This window comes from Glutamicibacter sp. NPDC087831, from assembly GCF_044742845.1.
GTDB lineage: Bacteria > Actinomycetota > Actinomycetes > Actinomycetales > Micrococcaceae > Glutamicibacter.
Map to the genome: position 1 here is coordinate 840,837 of NZ_JBIUVH010000001.1, position 20,831 is coordinate 861,667.

General features: G+C 59.7%; 17 protein-coding genes. 8 read left to right on the plus strand and 9 right to left on the minus strand.

Going from position 1 to position 20,831, the window contains the following annotated elements:
• Position 1 precedes the first annotated feature (1 nt).
• Entirely contained in the window at positions 2-1,456 is a 1,455-nt protein-coding gene (locus ACIOJF_RS04170; RefSeq protein WP_105661434.1) for an FAD-dependent oxidoreductase, read from the plus strand.
• A gap of 90 nt (positions 1,457-1,546) precedes the next feature.
• On the opposite strand, the gene ACIOJF_RS04175 is transcribed toward ACIOJF_RS04170, so the two are convergent.
• The 5 genes from ACIOJF_RS04175 to ACIOJF_RS04195 form a co-directional block, all read right to left on the minus strand.
• Entirely contained in the window at positions 1,547-2,785 is a 1,239-nt protein-coding gene (locus tag ACIOJF_RS04175; protein ID WP_105661433.1) for an exonuclease domain-containing protein, read from the minus strand.
• A 176-nt stretch (positions 2,786-2,961) separates the two neighbouring features.
• On the minus strand, positions 2,962-3,405 hold the full coding sequence (locus tag ACIOJF_RS04180; RefSeq protein WP_181149005.1) for a DUF2871 domain-containing protein: 444 nt from the start codon (positions 3,403-3,405) through the stop codon (positions 2,962-2,964).
• A complete protein-coding gene (locus ACIOJF_RS04185) occupies positions 3,398-5,500 on the minus strand; it encodes an MMPL family transporter (protein ID WP_402741272.1) in 2,103 nt (700 codons plus the stop codon). The genes ACIOJF_RS04180 and ACIOJF_RS04185 overlap by 8 nt, the downstream gene beginning before the upstream one ends.
• A 112-nt stretch (positions 5,501-5,612) precedes the next feature.
• Positions 5,613-6,230 carry a response regulator transcription factor gene (locus tag ACIOJF_RS04190; protein ID WP_105661431.1) on the minus strand — a complete coding sequence of 206 codons (618 nt, stop codon included), beginning with the start codon at positions 6,228-6,230 and terminating at the stop codon, positions 5,613-5,615.
• Positions 6,227-7,474 (minus strand): sensor histidine kinase, encoded by a 1,248-nt coding sequence (locus ACIOJF_RS04195; protein WP_105661430.1) that lies wholly within the window; start codon positions 7,472-7,474, stop codon positions 6,227-6,229. The genes ACIOJF_RS04190 and ACIOJF_RS04195 overlap by 4 nt, the downstream gene beginning before the upstream one ends.
• 195 nt (positions 7,475-7,669) lie before the next feature.
• Here ACIOJF_RS04195 and ACIOJF_RS04200 point away from each other — a divergent pair, with 195 nt between their 5' ends.
• The 6 genes from ACIOJF_RS04200 (at position 7,670) to ndk (ending at position 16,603) form a co-directional block, all read left to right on the plus strand.
• Positions 7,670-9,250 carry an McrB family protein gene (locus ACIOJF_RS04200; RefSeq protein ID WP_105661429.1) on the plus strand — a complete coding sequence of 527 codons (1,581 nt, stop codon included), beginning with the start codon at positions 7,670-7,672 and terminating at the stop codon, positions 9,248-9,250.
• Between the two features lie 2 nt (positions 9,251-9,252).
• The gene (locus tag ACIOJF_RS04205) at positions 9,253-10,734 is read left to right on the plus strand and encodes a 5-methylcytosine restriction system specificity protein McrC (protein ID WP_105661428.1); all 1,482 of its coding nucleotides are present in this window, start codon (positions 9,253-9,255) and stop codon (positions 10,732-10,734) included.
• A 365-nt stretch (positions 10,735-11,099) separates the two neighbouring features.
• A complete protein-coding gene (gene ileS / locus ACIOJF_RS04210; RefSeq protein WP_402734798.1) occupies positions 11,100-14,360 on the plus strand; it encodes an isoleucine--tRNA ligase in 3,261 nt (1,086 codons plus the stop codon).
• Between the two features lie 56 nt (positions 14,361-14,416).
• Positions 14,417-15,712: a bifunctional folylpolyglutamate synthase/dihydrofolate synthase gene (locus tag ACIOJF_RS04215; protein ID WP_388022955.1), complete on the plus strand. Its 1,296-nt coding sequence runs from the start codon at positions 14,417-14,419 to the stop codon at positions 15,710-15,712.
• The gene (locus ACIOJF_RS04220; RefSeq protein ID WP_105658487.1) at positions 15,712-16,146 is read left to right on the plus strand and encodes a DUF4233 domain-containing protein; all 435 of its coding nucleotides are present in this window, start codon (positions 15,712-15,714) and stop codon (positions 16,144-16,146) included. Before ACIOJF_RS04215 ends, ACIOJF_RS04220 begins: the two co-directional genes overlap by 1 nt.
• Positions 16,147-16,186: 40 nt before the next feature.
• Positions 16,187-16,603, plus strand: a complete 417-nt coding sequence (gene ndk / locus ACIOJF_RS04225; protein ID WP_105658488.1) for a nucleoside-diphosphate kinase — start codon at positions 16,187-16,189, stop codon at positions 16,601-16,603.
• A 63-nt stretch (positions 16,604-16,666) separates the two neighbouring features.
• On the opposite strand, the gene ACIOJF_RS04230 is transcribed toward ndk, so the two are convergent.
• Positions 16,667-16,873: a hypothetical protein gene (locus ACIOJF_RS04230; RefSeq protein WP_105661425.1), complete on the minus strand. Its 207-nt coding sequence runs from the start codon at positions 16,871-16,873 to the stop codon at positions 16,667-16,669.
• A gap of 352 nt (positions 16,874-17,225) precedes the next feature.
• Positions 17,226-18,515, minus strand: coding sequence for an AI-2E family transporter (locus ACIOJF_RS04235; RefSeq protein ID WP_105658490.1), 1,290 nt, complete (start codon positions 18,513-18,515; stop codon positions 17,226-17,228).
• Positions 18,516-18,704: 189 nt separating this feature from the next.
• Between ACIOJF_RS04235 and ACIOJF_RS04240 the strand changes: the two genes are divergently transcribed.
• On the plus strand, positions 18,705-18,977 hold the full coding sequence (locus ACIOJF_RS04240) for a hypothetical protein (protein WP_286134567.1): 273 nt from the start codon (positions 18,705-18,707) through the stop codon (positions 18,975-18,977).
• 75 nt (positions 18,978-19,052) lie between these two features.
• Here ACIOJF_RS04240 and ACIOJF_RS04245 read toward each other — a convergent pair whose 3' ends face one another.
• Together ACIOJF_RS04245 and ACIOJF_RS04250 are read right to left on the minus strand one after the other, a co-directional pair.
• Positions 19,053-19,640, minus strand: a complete 588-nt coding sequence (locus tag ACIOJF_RS04245) for a GNAT family N-acetyltransferase (protein WP_105658492.1) — start codon at positions 19,638-19,640, stop codon at positions 19,053-19,055.
• Between the two features lie 260 nt (positions 19,641-19,900).
• Complete coding sequence (locus tag ACIOJF_RS04250) at positions 19,901-20,524, minus strand: vitamin K epoxide reductase family protein (protein ID WP_105661424.1); 624 nt, start codon at positions 20,522-20,524, stop codon at positions 19,901-19,903.
• Positions 20,525-20,831: the final 307 nt, after the last annotated feature.

Below are 20,831 nucleotides of genomic sequence, written 5' to 3' on the forward strand. Positions count from 1 at the left end.
GATGAGTGAAATTATCGTCCCTGAGCACCTCCATTCCCGGGCGCTGCGTGTTGCCATCGTTGGTGCCGGTCCGGCCGGCATCTACGCCGCTGACCTGCTCAACAAGAGCCAGCCGGTCGCATCGGGCGAACTGAAGCTGCACGTTGATCTCTTTGACGAGCTTCCTACGCCATTCGGTCTGATCCGTTACGGAGTTTCCCCGGATCACCCGCGTATCAAGGGCATCATCAACGCCCTGCACAAGGTGCTGGACAACGACTGGATCGACTTCTACGGCAACGTCGGCTTGGGCCGCGACATCTCGCTGGAAGACCTGCATACCCGTTACGACGCAGTGATCATCTCCACCGGCGCCCAGAAGGACGCTGACCTGAACATCCCAGGTGTCGATCTTGAAGGGTCCTTCGGCGGCGCCGACTTCGTGTCCTGGTATGACGCACACCCAGATGTTGACAAGAATTGGGACCTGTCCGCCAAGGAAGTTGCTGTCATCGGCAACGGCAACGTTGCCCTGGACGTGGCCCGCATCCTTTCCAAGCATGCTGACCAGCTGCTGGAAACCGAAATCCCTGAGCACATCTACGAGCAGCTGAATGACTCGGCCGTCACCGACGTGCATGTCTTCGGCCGCCGTGGCCCGGCCCAGGTGAAGTTCACCCCGCTGGAACTGCGCGAACTCTCGCACTCCAAGGACGTTGACATCGTCCTGTACCCAGAGGACTTCGAGTTCGACAAGGCTTCGGATGAAGCCATGAAGACCAATAACCAGACCAAGACCATGGTCTCCACCCTGACCAACTGGCTGATCGAGCAGGAAGAGCGTGAAGAAGCTCCAAGCGCCTCGCGCCGCCTGCACCTGCACTTCCTGCAGTCGCCAGTCGAGGTATTGGGCGAAGATGGCAAGGTCACCGGCTTGAAGGTGGAGCGCAACGAGCTCGACGGAAATGGCGGCGCACGCGGCACCGGCGAATTCGTCGAGTACCCGCTGCAGGCCATCTACCGTGCCGTCGGCTACTTCGGTTCGGCAGTCGACGACATTGAATACGACGGGGCCAAGGGCGTTTTGCCCAACATGGAAGGCCGCGTGCTGAACGCGTCCGGCGCTCACGTTCCCGGCCTGTATGCCACTGGCTGGATCAAGCGTGGCCCGATTGGGCTGATTGGCCACACCAAGGGCGACGCCCTGGAGACCATTACCCACTTGCTTGAAGACCTCACTAAGCTGGCGCAGCCGGATTCTTCCCAGAAGATCTCGGAACTGCTCGAAAGCCGCGGCGTGAACTTCTCCAACTGGGATGGCTGGAAGAACTTGGACGCGCACGAGAAGGAACTGGGCGCCGCAGCCGGCACCGTTTCGACTCGCTTCGGCGAGATCACTCGCGACCGCGTCAAGGTCGTAGAGCGCGAAGCGATGATGGAATTCTCTTCGGCAAAAAAATTGGTTGAGAGCCTGTAAGTTTCACCCCGGGCTCTAGCAACTATGGGCGATGTCCCTCGGCAAATCATTGCTGGGGGACATCGCCCATTGCTGTACCTGGCGCAGGTGTCAGCGGAGTAGGGTGTTCCAGAGATAATCTTCGCCGACAACAGGGATGCAGTAGTCGCGTGCTTTCTTGGCTTTGCCGGAGAGCGAGTCAGGATCCGCGGCCACCAGCAAGGCTACTTTCTTGGTGATCGCGCGATGAGGGGCGAACCCTGCGGACGCAAGCTGAGCTTCAATCTCCGAACGCGGACGAGTCATATCGCCGGTGAGCACCACCATGGCGCCGAGATCGATCTGATGATTGCCCTGAGGCTCGCGGATGGGTTCGTGATCTTCGGAAGCCACCGGCGCCACCTTGGCTACCTCGATTAGCTGCGGCGGAAGTCCTAGCAATCCGATGACTTTCGCCAGATCGGCTATTTCGTCTTCGGTCAGTACGCCATCGGACCAAGCCGTTGCGACAAGCTGTTGGAAGTACAGTTCGTGCAATCTCAGCGCTTGGTGCTTATCCAAACCAATTTCAGTGGCGGCCTGGAGCAGCTGGGCTTCTTCATGGGCTGATACGTAGCGGTCCATCAAAGCTAAATCCAGTACGGCCAAGTAGTTCTCCTCCGTAGCCGTGCCCGAAAATTCCGGCAACCGGGTCGCAAGCTTTTCCAGAAAATGCCCGGCAGATTCAGCTCTGTACTGGGACCGCTTAACTGGAACGACGCGCGAGCGCGGCGTTGAATCAAACCACCGCCCTGTCGAGGCTAAACGCAGTCGTCCGTCCCATTCTGGTTCATCGGGATCCAGTTCCATGTAGCGCGAAAGCAATGTCGCTGTGGCCGTCGCATCTCCCACTGCGCTGTGAGCCTGTTGCAACTCGATGCCAAAGGAATCGCAGCAGTCTTGAAGCGAGCGGCCTGCGCCTTGCAGGTAGCGGTGGGACATTCGCATGGTGCACATTCCTTGCGCCAGGAAGGTCTCGGGCACCGGCAGGCCGCACTTGCGGAATTCAGCCTCAAGGAATCTGGAATCGAAGGAAAGATTGTGTGCCACGAGCACTGTGCCCGATAGCCTCCAATGCAGTTCTTCTGCCAGATCCTTGAAGCTGGGTGCATCGAGCACGTCGCGGCTCTGGATGCCATGGATTGATTGCTTGCCAAGATCGCGTTGCGGGTTGATCAGTGTTTCCCACGAGTCGACAATCGTGCCCTGCCGATTCATGGTGACTATCGCAATTTCGGCGATGCGGTCGTTCCCTCCGGGGAACAGGCCGGTGGTTTCGGTATCCACGATGGAAAAGAATTCGTCGCTCATGACCGCTCCTGGGAGAAAGATTGTTAGTTCAATCTATAGCAGCAGCGGATCATTTTATCCTTAGCCAAGTGGCCAATCTTGGGGTCCTGGCGGTGGGTGCCAGAAGCGCGAGCGAACTCGGCCCAGACGATCTTCGTCTGGACCGAGTGTCAGTTCCGCTGTGGTACTTGGCTGGGCTAGCCGGCCATCTCGACCTTTTGGGTTGGCTTCGGGGTGCCGACACTGCGGCGCAGCATGATGAACAGCAAGATCATGCCTGCGGTGATCGACATGTGGCCAAGACCCGCGATGCCCGAGATCATCTTGGACGACTCAACGCCTAGTACGGTCATGATGCCGTGGGTGAGCTGCATGCCCGCGGTTAGGATCACGCCCGCGTTGTAGGTGCCCATGAACCACGCGAAGAGCTTGCGGTGCTGGCTCAGGCCGAAGGCCTTTTCCAGAAGGAGCACCAGCAGCAAGATGATGAAGCCCAGCACCAGCAGGTGGGTGTGGACTACGGAGAGCTGGGTCCACTGGCCTTCAGGGAAGCCGTTCATCTTGGTGAGTTCACGGTAGAAAAGACCGGAAGCTACACCGAGGACCATGTAGGCGAAGGAGAAATTCACGAGCTTACGCATTGATTTTGTTTTCTTTCTGAACGGTTGGTTCTGCAGTTGCTTCTGCAGCGGAGGAAGTTGTGCCGAAGAGTGGATGCTTGCCTGAGCCCAGGACTGCGAACAGCGCCGGGAGCAGCAGGGTGCGAACGACGAAGGTGTCCAGCAGGACGCCGAGTCCTACGATCAGGCCGAGCTGGCCTAATACCGTGAGCGGCAGTGTTGCCAGTGCCGCGAAGACACCTGCTAGCACGAGCCCGGCACTGGTGATCACCGAACCGGTGCGGCTTGCGGCCAGTACCACTGCGTCGCCCAGCGCCAGCACCTGCGAGTCTTGGCGGACTCGCTGGGTCAAGAAGATGGTGTAATCCACGCCCAAGGCGACCAAGAAGACGAAGGCCAGCAGCGGCACCTGGACATCCAGAGCGTTGGCCTCGAAGACCACCGAGGAAACCAGGGAACCCAAGCCGACGGCGGCGCCCGCGCTGAGCAAATTCACCAGACCCAAGGCAAGTGCGGTTCGCCAGGAACGGGTCAGCCAGCCGAGCATCACGAAGCAGATGACCATGATCAGCGGGGCAATCACGAACAGGTCGCGCAGGTGCATCTGGTGCGAATCAAGCTCTTCGGCGCTCTGCCCGCCAATGAGCACCTGCCCGGTACTGCCGGTTGCCGCAGCACCGCGCAGGTCCGCTACCAGGTCCTGTGCCATGGCCGAGCTGGGATCGACAGCCGAGATGACAGAGAACTGCTGCCATGGCGTGGTGCCGAGCTGGGAGGATTCGCCAACACGCTTGACGTTGTCGACTCCAGAGAATTCATCTCGCAGGACCTGGACATCGGTTCCCTGCGCCAACACGGTGATCGGCTGGGTTTCACCTGCGGGGAAGTGCGCTGCCAGGGTCTGCATGGCACTGGAAGACTCGGTGGCGGTACGGAACTGCTGGGTCTGGTCCAGGCCGATACGGGTGCCGGTCAACGCTCCAGCCAGCACCATGAGCAAGACCGCCAATGCTGCCAGGTTCAGACCCGGACGGGTCATCACAGCACGAGCAGCACGTCCGAAGAAGTTTTCCTTCTTGCTTTCCTGTCCCGGGCGGGGGACCAGCGGCCAGAATGCCGTGCGCCCGGCGAAGGCCAGGATCGGTGGCAGCGCAAAGAGCACGAAGAACGCAGCGATCAGCAAGCCAGCGGCGCAGACGATGCCCAGCCCGCGGGTATCTTCCATGACGGCCAGTCCCAAGGTCAGCAGGGCCAGCACTACGGTGAGGTTGGAGGTCAGGATCGCTTCGAAGCTGGCCGCCCACGCCTTGGACAGCGCCTGGCGGTGGTCAGTATTCTTCTGCAGTTCATCGCGGTAACGGGAGATCAGCAGCAAGGCGTAGTTGGTGCCGGCGCCGAAGACCAGCACGCTGAGCACGCCGGAGTCGAAGTGCAGATTGAAGGCGTTGCCCAGCAGGTTCGCCACCAGGGAGGCGCTGCGATCGGCGATGGCAACAACGACCAGCGGGATCAGCCAGAGTACCGGCGAACGGTAGGTGAGGATCAGCAAGACTGCCACGATGCCCACCGTGACGGCCAGCAGGGTGAAGTCCGCCCCGGCGAAGGCATTGGTGATATCTACTGCGAAGGCGGTAGAACCAGTGACCTGCACGGCCAGCCCCTGAATGGGATGGGCCTGGATCCAGTTGCGGACCTCATCCAGCTTCTGGCGGTCGGCCGTATCGGAGACCGTATCCCAGGTGAGCGGAACCATGGCTGCCTGCTGGTCTTCGCTGGCCATGGTGCGGCCGGCGGACACCTCCGCGTCGTGGCCTAGCGCCGCGGTCTGCTCATCAAGGGCAGCGGTGTCGGCATTGCTCAACGCATGGCCATCGGTGCGGTTGGCCACCAGCAAAGCCGAGCTCTGGGAATCGCTGGTGTTGGCATCCAGGATTTCGGCGACCTGTGCCGATTCGGAGCCTTCGACCAGGGAGCTGGCCGCACGGGTTGGGGCTTGGATGCTGCTCAGCGCACCAAAGAGAACGAGAACTACTGCAAAGATGCCGGCGGCCCAAATGCGGGCTCCGCGGCGGTTGGTCAGCGAATCGCCGATCCGGGGGATAACTGGAACTTTCATAGTTCCAGTTAACGAGATTTCGCAGGTCAGGCCATCGTGGAAAGGGGTGAGTAAAACTTCAATCGAAAGGTTGAGATGCACCCCGGCGTGTCACCGGGATTCTGTTGATCAGCTACAGCAGTCCGTGGTCTTTGGCCTTGTTGATCGCGTCGGTACGCGTAGTTGCTTGGAGCTTGTCGAAAATGTGGACCAGGTGGGTTTTGACCGTCGCCTCCGAGACGAACAGGGCCTTGGCGATCTGCTTGTTGCCGGCACCGGTAGACAGTTGGACCAATACGTCCTTTTCGCGCTTGGTGAGCTCGATTTTGGGACGGCGCATGCCCTCGACAACGCGCTGGGTCATCTCCGGGGCCAGGACCATGTGCCCGGCGGAGGCTTGGCGGATGGATTCGACGATGGTCTGGGCACTGACATCCTTGAGCAGGTAGCCGGCAGCTCCAGCTTCGATGCAAGCGAGCAGCTCTGAGTCCTTGTCGAAGGTGGTCAGGATCAGCACATAAGGCGGTTTGGCCAGTTGGCGGATCGCCGCGGTGGTTTGTGCGCCATTCATCCCGGCACCCAGACGCAGGTCGCAGAGCACCACATCGACGGTGTTGGCCTTGACGAATTCCACCGCTTCCTCGCCGCTGGAAACCTCGCAAATGACAACGATGTCGTCGTAGTTCTCGAACAGCGCGCGCAGGCCGGTCCGCACGATGGGGTGATCGTCGACCAGCAGGATCCGGATCATGAGTTGTCCTTTGCTAAGCGAAGCGGAAGGTGGGCGCACAGGGCGGTGCCTTCACCGGGTGAGCTCTCGACATCCAAACCGCCGCCGAGTTCGCGCAGGCGCTGGTTCATTGCGGTGAGGCCGAAGCCTCCGGTGTGCGTACTGGTTTGAACGCGACCAGTATTGGGAACGAAGCCAATGCCGTCATCGACAATATCCAAACGTACTTCGTCGCCGCTGGACCCCAGGCTGAGCGCCACCGTGGAGGCCTGGGCATGGCGCAGCACGTTGGACAGGGCGGACTGGATGGTGCGCAGCAGCGCGATCTGCACATTCGGATCCAAAGTGGGCAGCCCCGGTTCGATATCCAATCGGGTCTCCAACTTCGAATCGGCCTTGAAATTCTCCAAGACGCGGCCCAAGGCTCCGGCGAGCGCCTGGGAATCGAGTTCTGCCGGAGCCAGGGCGGCGATGATGCGACGCAAATCGGTCAAAGCCTGCCCGGAAAGCTCATCGATGCGGCTCAGGGCCGCCGTGGCAGCTTCGGGATCCCTGGACGCTTCGGCCGCCTTGGCATGCAATCCGATGGAGGAGAGCTGCTGGGCGACGGTGTCGTGGATTTCGCGGGCCAGACGGGTGCGTTCGGTGGCGATGCCAGCCTCATGCTGGGAGCGGGCCAATTCTCCTTGCAGGTCTGCCATTTCCTGCTGGGCTCGCACCAGGGAATCCACCAGGGAAGTACGTGCTTCCGCGTCGCGTTCCATCTGCAGGTATCCGCGGGAGATGCCCCAGGCGAATAGCCCGCCAACCAAGGGGCCGGCTGCCGCTGCCAGTGTAACCGTTGAGTTGTGCAGGTACGGGGCGAGGATGGTGAAGGCATAGACGACGACCGACCACAGGATCGAGGGCACTAAGGGGAGCTGGTGGCCGAGCAACAACCAGAGGCTGAAAGCGAGCCACATGAATTCGGGGGAAGCTGCGAGGCTGGCCACCCAGATGCCCAGCAGGACCGCCAACCACCAGGCTGGCATATTTTTCGCGTGGCTGCGTGCCATGCGAATGAATCCGGCGCAGTACCACGCGATGAACAGGATCGAGATGCCCAGACAGAGCCAGGGGTTCTCCCCGTTGGCGAAGGCCCTGAACAGCACGATGAGGAGCAGGATGAAGGTGACCAGGTGTTGTCCCCAGCGCAAAATTGCGGGGGAGCCGAAATAACGAGGCTGGTTCTGCGGGCCAGCCCAAGACGGCGCGGGAGTGCTCATGGACGCAAGCCTACTAAAACCACGGATCGCGCAGGTGCCAAGATCATTTAGTCCTCGTTGAAGAATTCGGGTTAGAACCTACCGCAGTTGATGCGAAATATTAGTCTTCCGCGACGCGACGCAGTGTGCAAAGATGACGATAGTCGTAGAGCCGGATGTGAGTATTGAATTCATCCCTTGGTAGAAGAGGCGCCAATGTCTGTAAACACGGGAACTGTTCGGCTCTTGGAAGAGCCTGCTGAGGTACAGGTGCGTCAGATATTCAATCAGGTACGGATTGATGGCACGCTGAGTGCCCAGATGCGGTCAACCGTCTTTTGCATCTTCGGATATGACGACGAACTTCAGGCGGATAAGGTGACGTCCACCTGCCTGGAAGCTCTGGGGCGCAAGTTCGAAGCGACTGCTGTGCCGGGAGAACCGCTAAAGCAATTTGTCGTCATTCGCGAAGATATCAGTTCCTTCTTGCGTCTGTTGGATCCTGATTGGCCGGGCGAAGGTTCGTATTCGAAGTCACCACGTGAGCTGGTGGATCAATGGGATCTCGCACATAACCCGCTTCCGCACCTGCTGGCAGCTGGCACCATGATCGAAAACCTTAGGCGCAAGTCCGGTCCGGAGGATAGCAGAGATCCAGATAGCTACGTGTGGATCAAGTTCCCTGTTGAAGCACTCAAGGGAACGACGCAAGATGCTGAACTTTGCAAACAAGGATTTAGCCGATGGATGCAGGAAAATGCGAAAGTTGTTGCTTTTGCACCAGGCGAATCTGAGGAAGAACTGATCCCAGCCGGAACTGATATTGATCAGCTGATTAGCGATCTCGACACCTACAAAAACGTCATTCTCGAAGGTGTCGCTGGAAGCGGAAAAACGCACACCCTTGAAGCGCTCAAAGTCGCCTACAGCAACCGGACGAGCGTTCTAGTCTTCCATCCTTCGACTTCCTACGAAGATTTCGTCGTGGGATTGCGGCCAAAATCAGATTCATTTGAAGTCGTACCTGGGCCATTCTTGCGGATGTGCGAACGGGCGACCAGGGATCCTGAACAGAACTACTTGCTATTCCTCGATGAAATCAACCGAGCTAATACCGCACGTGTCCTTGGCGATCTCCTGATGGTGATCGAACCAAGCAAGAGGTCGGCTGTGCAGGCGGATACTGGTGTGGGGCTGCATGATCCCCTTGAGCATTGGTGTTGGCCGACCGAGAACTTCCACACGGTGCTTACAGACTCTGAACTGCACGAACAACCGAAACTCAACAGCGTGGAATTGCAGACAAGTTTGCCAGGTAACCGTAAGCACTTGGTTGTTCCGCCAAACCTGCACATTATCGGAACGATGAATACAACTGATCGCTCAGTTGGCACTATAGACCTAGCGCTGCGTCGCCGATTCTGGTGGAAGACTCAAGAAGTTCTGGCAGGGCAGCGCTTAGCGATAGCTTTGGGAAAAGATCGGTCTCAAGAACTCGACAAGGTAATTGCGTGGCACGAGTGTGTCAACCAGAAATTAAACGACGAAGTGGGCCCGGATGCACAGCTGGGGCACTCATATTTTTTCACTACCGATGCAACAGCGAAGGACATTGCGGAAGCGCTGGTGCAGCAACTGGCCGAGATCGCCCATATTTTCAATCTCAGCGCTGAAACGGTAAAAGCATTCTTCGATGAGGAAGAAGCCCAGCTGCCGAACCAGATGCGACTCTATGCGCACGGTCGTGGACTTGGACGAAGATTCCTAACAGTTCCATCGAACCGTACCGAATCTTGATCATGGAAACCGAACTCCCGACTGTACAAGGCCGCTTAGCCAACGAGGAGCCTAAGTGGTTTCAAGCCAGCACACGTGGAAACGGAATTGGGCTCACCGTCTTGAAAACGACGGAGTCCTACGAAGCAGATAGCCGCGCAATCTTCATCTACGTCTTGCCGAAAGCATGGCGGGATTCAGAAGCAGCTGAGATCGTGCCGCGCGCTTGGAAGTTTGACAGCGAATCCACAGGCTCAGATTTAGACACCCTAGTCCTCTATGAAATGGACTATCTAAGATTGAATGGCCAGTGCGCCGAAGCGCTGAGTCGCTTGTGCCGACCTGTTCAAGTTGATGAGGATGACGACGGCGTCAGAGACGCGCTTTGGACGCGTTCGGTTCCTCCAGCTGTGGCCTCGCGTGCCCCGGAGCCAACGCGGTCGAGTATTTTGGCCGGATTTTGGGAATTGATCCGTGACAAATTGCAGCCAGTAGTCAATGACCCACCTCTTGGAATTTCGGTCATGATGCGCGAACCGCAGGCGCGTCAGGCTTTCATGAAGTTATTCTTGCTCCTGGCAGAAGCTCAAGTCGCACGGCGCAGGCCGGAGTTCATTCCGGTCTCCGAACCCTTGGCAGCCGTTCGAGGTCGTTTGATGATCAACGAGCTTGTTAAACGCAAGGCAAATCGAAGATTGCCCATATGGTGTACATTCGACGATCTAGACGGAGACACTCAAATCTGGCAAGCGATTCGACTTGCGGTTGAACAGTGCTCTCAAGAGGTCAACGGTGATGACCTGCTTGTTGATTTGGCGCTGGAAATCGACGCGAGACTGAATGACGTTTCCATTGGATCCGTCGCTGAAATCGTACGGCGCCCATTGCGGGATGCGGCTCGCCAGCGCAATCGCGGGTTGCTCGCGGTGTACCGATTGGCACTGGCGGTATTGAACGATCACGTGTCGCTGGCAGAGCCGACCCATGAGGACGCTGACGGCGTGGTCTTCACGTTCAAGATTGCAACTAGCGAGATCTGGGAAGATCTGGTGGCCAGAGCCGTTGATACGACGCGAAAATATCGCGTCAATAGGAGTCCTGGCAACAAAGTGCTATTTCATGGGGGAGTGTCGAAAAATGTCGACATCCACATTGACTACGCTGATACTCCGGGGTGTTCAGTCCTGCTTATCGACGGCAAGTACAAGAAATCTAAAAAGTTCGTTACCAGCGCATCGATGGCAGACCAGTACCAGATTTACGCCTATGCAAATCTTTGGAATGCTCCGGCAGTGCTTGCATACCCATCTACCGGTGATTCATCACCTCGCGTATGCATGACGTCAGCTATTGCGAACCGGGGAGGGAGGGTCGGTGCGATGAATCTTCCGTTTCCGAAGCCCGGGCAAACGGCGATACCGGTCGAGCCTAATGAGATTGAGCGCTTGCTGGACTTTATCGCAGATCGTTCGGGTGATACCGGGTTGAAGGGCCAGTGCAGTTAACAAGTTCGAACACTTGTTCGAAACTATATTTGAATGGCGCTGCGGGTGGCATGCGTGTTCTGCGCTCGCCGAGCTGTGAGCCTGCGCTCACTTGCATTTCGAAGGCTGCCGGGAATTTTCAGCTGGGGCATCACGCGGTAGGATATAAGGACTGCGACTTTGATCCGGCTATCACCGGTGAGTCTTCGGAAGAACCGCGAGCATCATGAACGCCAAGTAGAACCGAACGGGACCAGCCCGTCACAGCTGAAGATAAGCGATTCCCCATCATTGCGGCGGGGGATAAGCGGGGTGGTACCGCGGCATTCGTGCCGTCCTCGTAGGCAAGGATTTATCGACCCTACGCTTGAAGGACGGCCCATTCGATGAGCTTCTACCCGAAGGTCACTACAGACCCAACCGGTTCGACCCCGGCTTCACCGCGATTCCCAGATCTTGAGAAGCGCGTCCTCGAATACTGGAAGAACGACGACACTTTCCAGGCCTCCATTGACCAGCGCGAGGGCGAAGAATTCGTCTTCTACGATGGCCCTCCCTTCGCCAACGGCCTGCCGCACTACGGCCACCTGCTCACCGGCTACGTCAAGGACCTGGTAGCGCGCTACCAGACCCAGCGCGGCAAGCGCGTGGAGCGCCGCTTCGGCTGGGACACCCACGGCCTGCCAGCCGAGCTGGAAGCCATGAAGCAGCTGGGCATGACCGACAAGAAGCAGATCGAAGCCATGGGCATCGACAAGTTCAACGACGCCTGCCGCACCTCGGTGATGAAGTATGCCGATGAGTGGAAGCAGTACGTGAACCGCCAGGCTCGCTGGGTCGACTTCGAAAACGACTACAAGACCCTGAACGTCGAGTTCATGGAATCGGTCATCTGGGCCTTCAAGCAGCTTTCGGACAAGGATCTGACCTACAAGGGCTTCCGCGTGCTTCCGTACTGCTGGAAGGACGAGACCCCGCTGTCCAACCACGAGCTGCGCATGGACGACGACGTCTACAAGAACCGCCAGGACCAGACCGTCACCGTGGGCTTCACCATCCTTGCCGGTGAAACCGAAGCCTCCAAGGCACTTGCCGGCGTGCAGGCCCTGGCGTGGACCACCACCCCGTGGACCCTGCCAACCAACGCCGCACTGGCCGTGCACCCGGCGATCGACTACGTCGTGGTTCCTGCAGGCGAGGCCGGCGTGAAGGCTTCGGCCGCCGCCGGGCCATTCCTGCTGGCCCGCGACCTGCTGGGCTCCTACGCCAAGGACCTGGGCTACAAGGATGCCAAGGAAGCCGCTGCGGCCATCACCGCCAGCTACACCGGTGAGCAGCTTGCCGGCGTGCGCTACCAGCCGCTGTGGGACACGTACACCGACACCGAGAAGTACGGCACCGAAAACGCCTGGCAGATTCTCACCGCCGACTACGTCACTGTGGCCGACGGCACCGGCATCGTGCACCAGGCTCCGGCCTACGGCGAGGATGACCAGAAGGTCTGCGAAGAGCACGGCATCCCGGTGATCCTCTCGGTAGACGAGGGCGCCAAGTTCCTGCCGGTCTTCGGCAACGGCCCGCTGGCCGAGATCGCCGGCGTGCAGGTCTTCGACGCCAACAAGACCATCACCAATGTGCTCAAGGACGAGGCCAAGCTGGTCAAGCAGGCCTCCTACGAGCACTCCTACCCGCATTGCTGGCGCTGCCGCACCCCGCTGATCTACCGCGCGATCTCCTCGTGGTACGTCGAGGTCTCCAAGTTCAAGGACCGCATGGTCGAGCTGAACGAGCAGATCAACTGGATCCCGGGCAACGTCAAGCACGGCCAGTTCGGCAAGTGGCTGGAAAACGCCCGCGACTGGTCCATCTCGCGCAACCGCTACTGGGGTTCGCCGATCCCGGTGTGGGAATGCAGCGGTGCCGAATGCGAGCACCGCGAAGTCTTCGGCTCGCTGCAGGAAATGCAGGACTTCTTCGGCCGGATGCCGGTTAACCACGAAGGCCAGCCTGACCTGCACCGCCCATTCATCGACGAGCTGACCAAGGCCCATGAGGGCTGCGCCGAATCCGGCACCCTCAGGCGCGTGGAAGACGTGCTCGATGTCTGGTTCGACTCCGGCTCGATGCCGTACGCCCAGGTGCACTACCCGTTCAACAACCAGGAATGGTTCGATTCCGGCCACCACCCGGCGGACTTCATCGTTGAGTACATCGGACAGACCCGCGGCTGGTTCTACACCATGCACGTGCTCTCCACCGCGCTCTTCGACCGCCCGGCCTACACCAACGTGATCTCCCACGGCATCGTGCTGGGCTCGGACGGGCAGAAGATGTCCAAGTCCCTGCGTAACTACCCGGATGTCACCGAGGTCCTGGACCGCGACGGCTCCGATGCCATGCGCTGGTTCCTGATGGCCTCGCCGATCCTGCGCGGCGGCAACCTGGTCGTGACCGAACAGGGCATCCGCGATGGCGTGCGCCAGGTGCTGCTGCCGCTGTGGAACGTCTGGCACTTCTTCAACCTCTACACCAACTCCGCCAACAACGGGGCCGGCTACGAGGCCAAGCGCTCGATGGACTCCACCGACCCGCTGGACCAGTACATGCTGGCCGCCACGGGCCAGCTGGTGCGCGAAGTCACCGAGGCACTGGATTCCTACGAGGTCTCCGATGCTACCGAGGCCGTGCGCCAGTACATGGACACCCTGACCAACTGGTACGTGCGCCGTAGCCGCCAGCGTTTCTTCGATGAAGACACCCAGGCCTTCGACACCCTGTACACCGCGCTGGAAACCCTGGTGAAGGTCACTGCTTCGCTGCTGCCGCTGGCCAGCGAAGAGATCTTCCGCGGGCTGACCGGCGAACGTTCGGTGCACCTGGAGGACTGGCCGGAAGCCAGCGAATTCCCAACCGACGCCGCGTTGCTGGAAACCATGGAAACAACCCGCAAGATCTGCTCCGTGGGCTCCTCGCTGCGCAAGGCCAAGAACCTGCGCGTGCGCCTGCCGCTGGCCGAGCTGAAGGTTGTGCTCACCGGCGCTGCCCGCCTGGAAGGCACCTACGCGTCGATCATCAAGGACGAGCTGAACCTGAAGGCCGTCACCTTGATCGATGCCGAAGGCGTCGACGCCGCCAGCTACGGCATCAGCCAGCAGCTGGTAGTGAACGCCCGTGCGGCCGGTCCGCGCCTGGGCAAGAACGTGCAGCAGGCGATCAAGGGCGCCAAGTCCGGGGACTGGTCGGTCACCGACGGGGTGGTCACCGCGGGAGGACTGGAACTGGCCGAGGGCGAGTACACCCTGGACACCGTGGTGGATGCAGCAGGCGAAATTGCCGCGGCAGTCATCGACGGCGGCTTCCTGGTGCTGGATACCGAGGTCACCGAGGCACTGGCTGCCGAGGGCACCGCACGCGACATGATCCGCTCCATCCAGTCCGCCCGCAAGGACGCGGACCTGCAGGTATCGGATCGCATCCACACCGTGGTCACCGCCAACACGGCCGCCATCGCGGCACTGGAAGCGAACCGCGAGCTGGTGGCAGGTGAAACCCTGACCGCGCAGCTGGAACTTGTCGCCGATGATTCGGTAGATGGCGAGCAGGTCACCGTGGCCAAGCTGGATTCTGGCAAAGTCGAGGCCAACTAGTGAGCGAATTGGACCGCGTCTACGCGCAACTGCTCTCCCGTGCGCCGGAAAACAAGATGGAACCGCGCATGGATCCGATGTTCCGCGCGATGGAGATCCTCGGCGAGCCGAACAAGGCTTGCCCGGTCATCCACATCACCGGCACCAACGGCAAGACCTCGACCGCACGCATGATCGAGTCGCTCTTGATGGCGCACGACTTGCGCACCGGCCGCTACTCCTCGCCGCACCTGATCTCGGTCACCGAGCGCATCGCCATTGACGGTGCCCCGGTAGACGACGGGACCTTCGTGCGCGTGTGGGATGAAATCAGCCCGTTCCTTCAGATCGTGGACACCGAGCTCGTCGAGCGCGGCGAAAACAAGCTGACCTACTTCGAAGCTGTCACCATCCTGGCCTTCGCGGTTTTCGCCGAGGTTCCGGTGGATGTCGTGGTGCTCGAAGTCGGCCTGGGCGGCATCACCGACGCCACCAACGTGGCAGATGCCGACGTTTCGGTGATCACCCCGATCTCCTTGGACCACACCGATCTGCTGGGGGATACCCCGGGCGAGATTGCCGAAGAAAAGGTCGGCATCCTCAAGCCCGGCGGCTACCTGGTCTCTTCGGTGCAACCGGTGGATGCCGCCGACGTGCTGCTGGCTCGCGCCCGCGAGCTTGAGGTGCCGGCAGCTTTCGACAGCCTGGACTTCAAGCTCCTGGAACGCCAGCATGGCGTGGGTGGGCAGCTGCTGTCCATCCAGGGCCAAGCGGCGCGCTACGACGAGATCTTCCTGCCATTGTTCGGTGCCCACCAGGCGCAGAACGCCACCGTGGCCTTGGCTGCGGTGGAGGCCTTCCTGGGCGGCGGCCAGCGCGAGCTGAATGCCGATCTGGTCCGCGACGGCTTCGCGGCCGCCACCAGCCCGGGCCGCCTGGAACTGGTCCGCGCGGCACCGAGCATCCTGGTGGATGCCGGCCACAACCCGGATGGCATACGCGTCACCGCAGAGGCGATCAAGGAATCCTTCGGCTTCACCCGCCTGGTGCTGATGGTTGGCATCTTGCAGGAGAAGGACGCCGAAGCAATGCTTTACACCATGCGCGAGCAGTACGGTGACATGGTTGAGGACATTTGCATCACCCAGTCGTCCTCGCCGCGGGCCATCCCGGCCGGCGAACTGTCCACCATGGCGATCGACGCTGGCTGGCCGGAAGAGGACATCCACGTCACCGAGGACCTGGAAGATGCCATCGAATGGTCGGTGGGCCGCGCCGAGGCAGGCAACGACTTGTCCGGCGGCGTGCTGGTGACCGGTTCGATTACACTGGTGGGCGAGATTTCACTGTTGCTCAAGGGAGGCGAATCCTGATGGCTAAACTCACCCGTGCCCAGCGCGAGTGGCGTCCTGGGATGAAGAAGAAGCAGCGCTCCACGAAAATGATGTTCGCATCAACAGTGCTGGTCTGCGAGGCGCTGCTGGCGGTGTTCGTCACCCTCGCGGCCTTCGGGCTCAAGCGTGGCGGAGAACCGGTGGTCGTGCTCAGCCTCGGCGCTGCCGTGGCGCTGCTGTGCATCTTCAACTGCGCCCTGCTGGGCAAGAAGATCGGCTACATCATCGGCTGGATCCTGCAGGTAGTGTTCTTCCTGTGCGGCTTCATCCTGCCGGACATGTTCTACCTCGCAGCGGCCTTCGCCCTGTGCTGGTGGTATGCGCTGAACAAGGGCGGCGAAATCGACGCAGTGAACAAGCGCCGCGCCGCCGCCCAAGAAGCCTGGGAAAAAGCGAACCCCGAGCAAGCCTGAGAACCTAAGAAGTACATTAACGATACGAAGAGGTAGTCACATGACTGAACGTACCCTGATCCTGGTCAAGCCAGATGGCGTCAAGCGCGGTCTGACCGGACAGATCCTTGGCCGCATTGAAGCCAAGGGCTACACCATTGCCAAGCTGCAGCAGCTGGAAGCTACTCGCGAGCTGCTCGCCGAGCACTATGCAGAGCACGAAGGCAAGCCATTCTACGAGCCGCTGGTTGAGTTCATGCTCTCCGGTCCGGTGGTGGCGATCGTGGCTGAAGGCCAGGGCGTTATCCCCGGCTTCCGTTCGCTGGCTGGCACCACCGACCCGACCACCGCGGCTCCAGGCACCATCCGTGGCGACTTCGGCCGCGACTGGGGCCTGAAGGTCCAGCAGAACCTGGTCCACGGTTCAGACTCCGTCGAGTCCGCCGAGCGCGAGATCGGCATCTGGTTCGGCAAGTAGATCGAAACGCGAAAATCCCGGCAGTTGGAAACTGCCGGGATTTTTCATGCCTGGAAGCGGGTCCTAGAACCAGTCATCCAAACTGTCCTGGGCGAGCATAGCTCCTTGCGGGCTAGCTGCCTGCTGCACCGAACTTCCGAGCGCCTGTGCGGTCGAGTCCAGCGGCAGCTGCTCTGCAGCGCCGATCCTGACCACCTGGTGGTGGTCGGTGATAGGGCCGACTATGTGCGAAAGATACTTATCTGCTCCGTCATTGCTGAATTCCAGCACGTGGATACCTCCCAGTCTTCAGTGCGCGTTAGCACATTGATTGCGGGCGAAGCGTGGCGCGGGTTTTCCCTGTTGGGGAAAACGAAGACATGCAGCAAAACTTCTCAAGGCGATTGCGCATCCCGCGTCGCTCCACTTCCATCACTTCAGTCACATTAAACACACAAACCACATCCACGGCAACGCGGGATCGGGTCCACCGGTCTTGTCCCCAGCGCGAAAACCCCGGGAAGCCGGGGCTGGATGAGGGCATGAACTCTTTGAGAATTAATTGGAAATAATTCGATCAAGAGCATTTAAGTGGCAAAAGGAAGGGCGCCCCTGACGTGCAGGAGCGCCCCAGCCGCAACAGCTACTCGGAATCCTTGAGGGATTCCTGGTGCTGTTCCTTCGCTTCGAGTTTGTCGAAAGCCGCTTGCTCTTCGCTGATCTCGACTTCAGACTTGATGTCCTCGCTGGCTTCAGCCACCGCATCGGATTTGTCGCGCCCGGTCCATACCTTGATCACCGCCCATGAAGCGGCCACCAGTGGCACCGCCAGGACGGCGCCAACGATGCCTGCCAGGACGGTGCCTGCGGTCAGTGCCATCAGCACGACCAGTGCATGCAGGCTCAGGGCGTTGGCCATGACGACCGGCTGCAGGAAGTTGCCCTCCAGCTGGTTCACCAGGATCACCGCAGCCAGCACGATCAGCGCCACCACAGGTCCGTTGGTAACCAATGCAATCAGCGTGGCCAGGATGCCGGCAACGGTGGCACCTACCATCGGCACGAAGGAACCGAGGAAGACAATGACGCCTAGCGGGATGGCCAATGGAACCTGCACGATCAGCAGCGTCGCGGTGATGCCCAAAGCATCCACCGCGGCCACGGTGGCAGTACCGCGGATGTAGCCGCCGAAGGTGCGCAGCGCGCGGTCGCCGGAAAGAATCCACTTGTTGCGGTAGTGGCGTGGAGTCCACGACACGGCAAAGGCCCAGATCTTGTCGCCGTCCTTCAGGAAGAAGAACAGGATCACCAGCAGCAGGACCAGGCCGGTCACGAAGCTGCCTGCTGCGCTCAGCGTGTTCAAAGCGCCGGTGCCGAACTGGGAACTGGTCAAGAAGCCGGTTACCGTTTCGACAACATTATCGATCTGGCTCTGGTCGACGCTGAAAGGCATCGTGCCGATGAAGCCCTGAACCATGTCATTGAGCTGGTTGAAGCCCTCAACAGCTTGGTCAACGAGCTTTGGCCATTCCTTGATGACCGAGAAGACCAGGCCGGTGCCAATGCCTCCGAGGACCAATAGGGATCCGAGAAAAACGATCCATGCTGCCAGCATCGGGGAAACAAACTTGCGCAGCTTGACCACCAGGGGCCACAACGCACAGGAAATGATGACGGCCAGCAACGTCGGGATCACGATCATGGTCAAGCGGAGCATGCCGATGATGAGGAATGTTGCCAGCGCGCCAACTACCAGCAGCTGGGCGCTTCGAATGCCTAGGCGTCCTAGCAAGTCGGTCCACAGGCTGGTGACCGTGAAATCTGGTTTGGCGTCCCTGGCCGGAACACGGTGGTGCTCGGCAGGTGTCGGCTTGTCGTCCTGAGGTTGCTTTTTCAACAACGCGGCGGGCCTGACCTTACGGAAAAAAGCCATAGTCGCTCCTTGTAGCTGGTTCTGATAGCTCTAACAATAGGCTAACGACTTGACAAGGTCCCAAGGCAACACCGAAATGCTGATTTTTTGGCGTTCACACTGGCCACTAACCCGTTTTCGTGCCCGAATGCATCGATTCGTGCACCCACGGGCTGATTTCCCCGGCATTCCTGCGGCGTCGTCTCTGCAATGATGCTGGGCTTGAACTACCGGGGGCTCAATGCCGACGGGCATCGAAACCCGGTGGTCTTCTTTGAAACCAGTGGAAATAGCAGTGACGGAAGCCTCGGGCAGAAGTCCCGCGGCAAGTTGATTCGCCAAAATGTTCTTGCGCTCAAGGAATTGCTGCTCGGAATGGCATCGGGCGAAGTCCAGCAAGAAGATCCAGAACGCTGGGAAGAAATCCCTCACCAGCCTGTAACGGGCTATCAGACCGATTATGCGGGTCTGGTCCAGAAGTGAACTGACGCAGCAGAGCTGGGGCCGCGCAGTGCGCGGCCCCAGCTCTGTTGAGGTCTCGTTCTCTGCCTGTGCGGATTACCTGGCGTTGAAGTACTCCTTGGCCAGCAGGCCCATGATGATCTTGTCGTGGAACGACCCATCGTGGAATCCAGCCTGGCGCACTCGGCCCTCTTCGCGGAATCCTGCGCGGTTGAAGGTGCGCAGTGCGCGCTCGTTGTACGCCCAGGCGTTCAAGCCGATGCGGTTCAAGCCCATCTCGCGGAAGCCGTAGTCGATGATCATCTTGGTGGCCAAGGTGCCATAGCCTTGGCCCACATTTGAACCACCGATCATGATCATCAATTCGGCCGAACGGGCCGGCGCGTTGTAGTCGTACAAAGCGGTGTGCCCGATCAGCGTGTCATCGGGAAGCGTGATGGAAAGTCCCACGCCGTCGGTAGTGCCACGGTTGACGCTGCGCGATTTGAAGAGTTCTGCGGCTTCGGTGATCGGGTGGGGAAGTACCAGGTTGCCCTGCAGGGCCATGAATTCTGGGCTATTCCACCATTGGGTGAGGAACGCAAGATCTTCCTCTTGTAGTTCACGGAGCCGAAGGTGTTCGGAAATCAGCAGGTTGATTCCGTAGTCCTGGGCATTTTCTGTGTTCCATATGTCACTTGCCATGCTTCTAATCTACCGGGTCTAGCTGGGCAGTATCCGGAAGATCGTTGACGGCGAACCCTTCCCGGCCTTGCCGATGGCCGTTTTGACGCGGATCGAAGGCCGAAGCGGGATGTCTTGGCGCCGGTGGCGCGCCGGGGTGCAACAAGCAGCGGCACAAGGCCGGCCGACCTGGTTGGCGGCGGGGTGGGGGAGCGCCAGGAACAGCACTGCGGGGCCGCTACCGAAGTAGCGGCCCCGCAGGTGGGCATGGAAGCCGGGCTCTAGCCGAAGAAGGCGAGCGGGAAACGCAGGACGACCGATGCGGCAACGAGCGCCCAGATGACGGCGGTAATGATCCAGCTCCACTCGGCGAAGAACTTCTTCACGCCGACTCCAGCAGAAATCACGCCGGTAAGCACATTGCGTGCGGTCGTGAACACGAACAAGGGAATCGTCATGGCCCACACGACCATGCAGTAAGGGCACAGGGCGTTGATTTCATACAGGGCCTGGGACCAGAACCAGATCACCAAGCCCATAGCGGCGGTGATGCCCAGCTGGAAGCACAGCCAGAACCAGCGCTTCAGGTTTGTTGCGCCGGCCAGCAGGGCGAAGCCGATGGCGATAACAACAGCGAAGCAAACGATCCCGAAGAAGGGATTGGGGAATCCGAAAATTCCTGCCTGCTCGGATTTCATCACGGTGCCACAGGAGATCCAGGGATTGACGTCGCAACTGGTGATGTAGTCGGGGTTCTTGTACAACTCCAAGCGTTCCAGGACCAGGATTCCGGCGGCGAGCCAAGAGATCAATCCCGTAACGATGATGAACAGCCCGAAGCCGCGTTCCTTAGCCCACCAGGGCAACACGCCCGAGCCGTGGCTATTTTCTTGTGATGAAACCATGTTTTGACTATTCCATAAGTTCATAGGAAAGCGGGTTATTCCGCCAAGGCCTTTTTCATACTAGGAAGCATTTCTGTGCATCTGGTGAGAAGCAATGAACAAGGCGTGAACGAAATATGAGAGAATGGGAATGGTTGTTCGCGGATCCACAGTCTGCTTTCAACCCGACGACAGACTTTTGAAACAACAGATCGACAGGCGATGCATCGCTTCGGTTGAGTGCCCAATATGTGCGCCTCCCGGGGGAATACCGCGGATCGTAGGGCTGCAAAGGAAAGCAGCCGGTTTTCTTAGGCCACGTTGATCC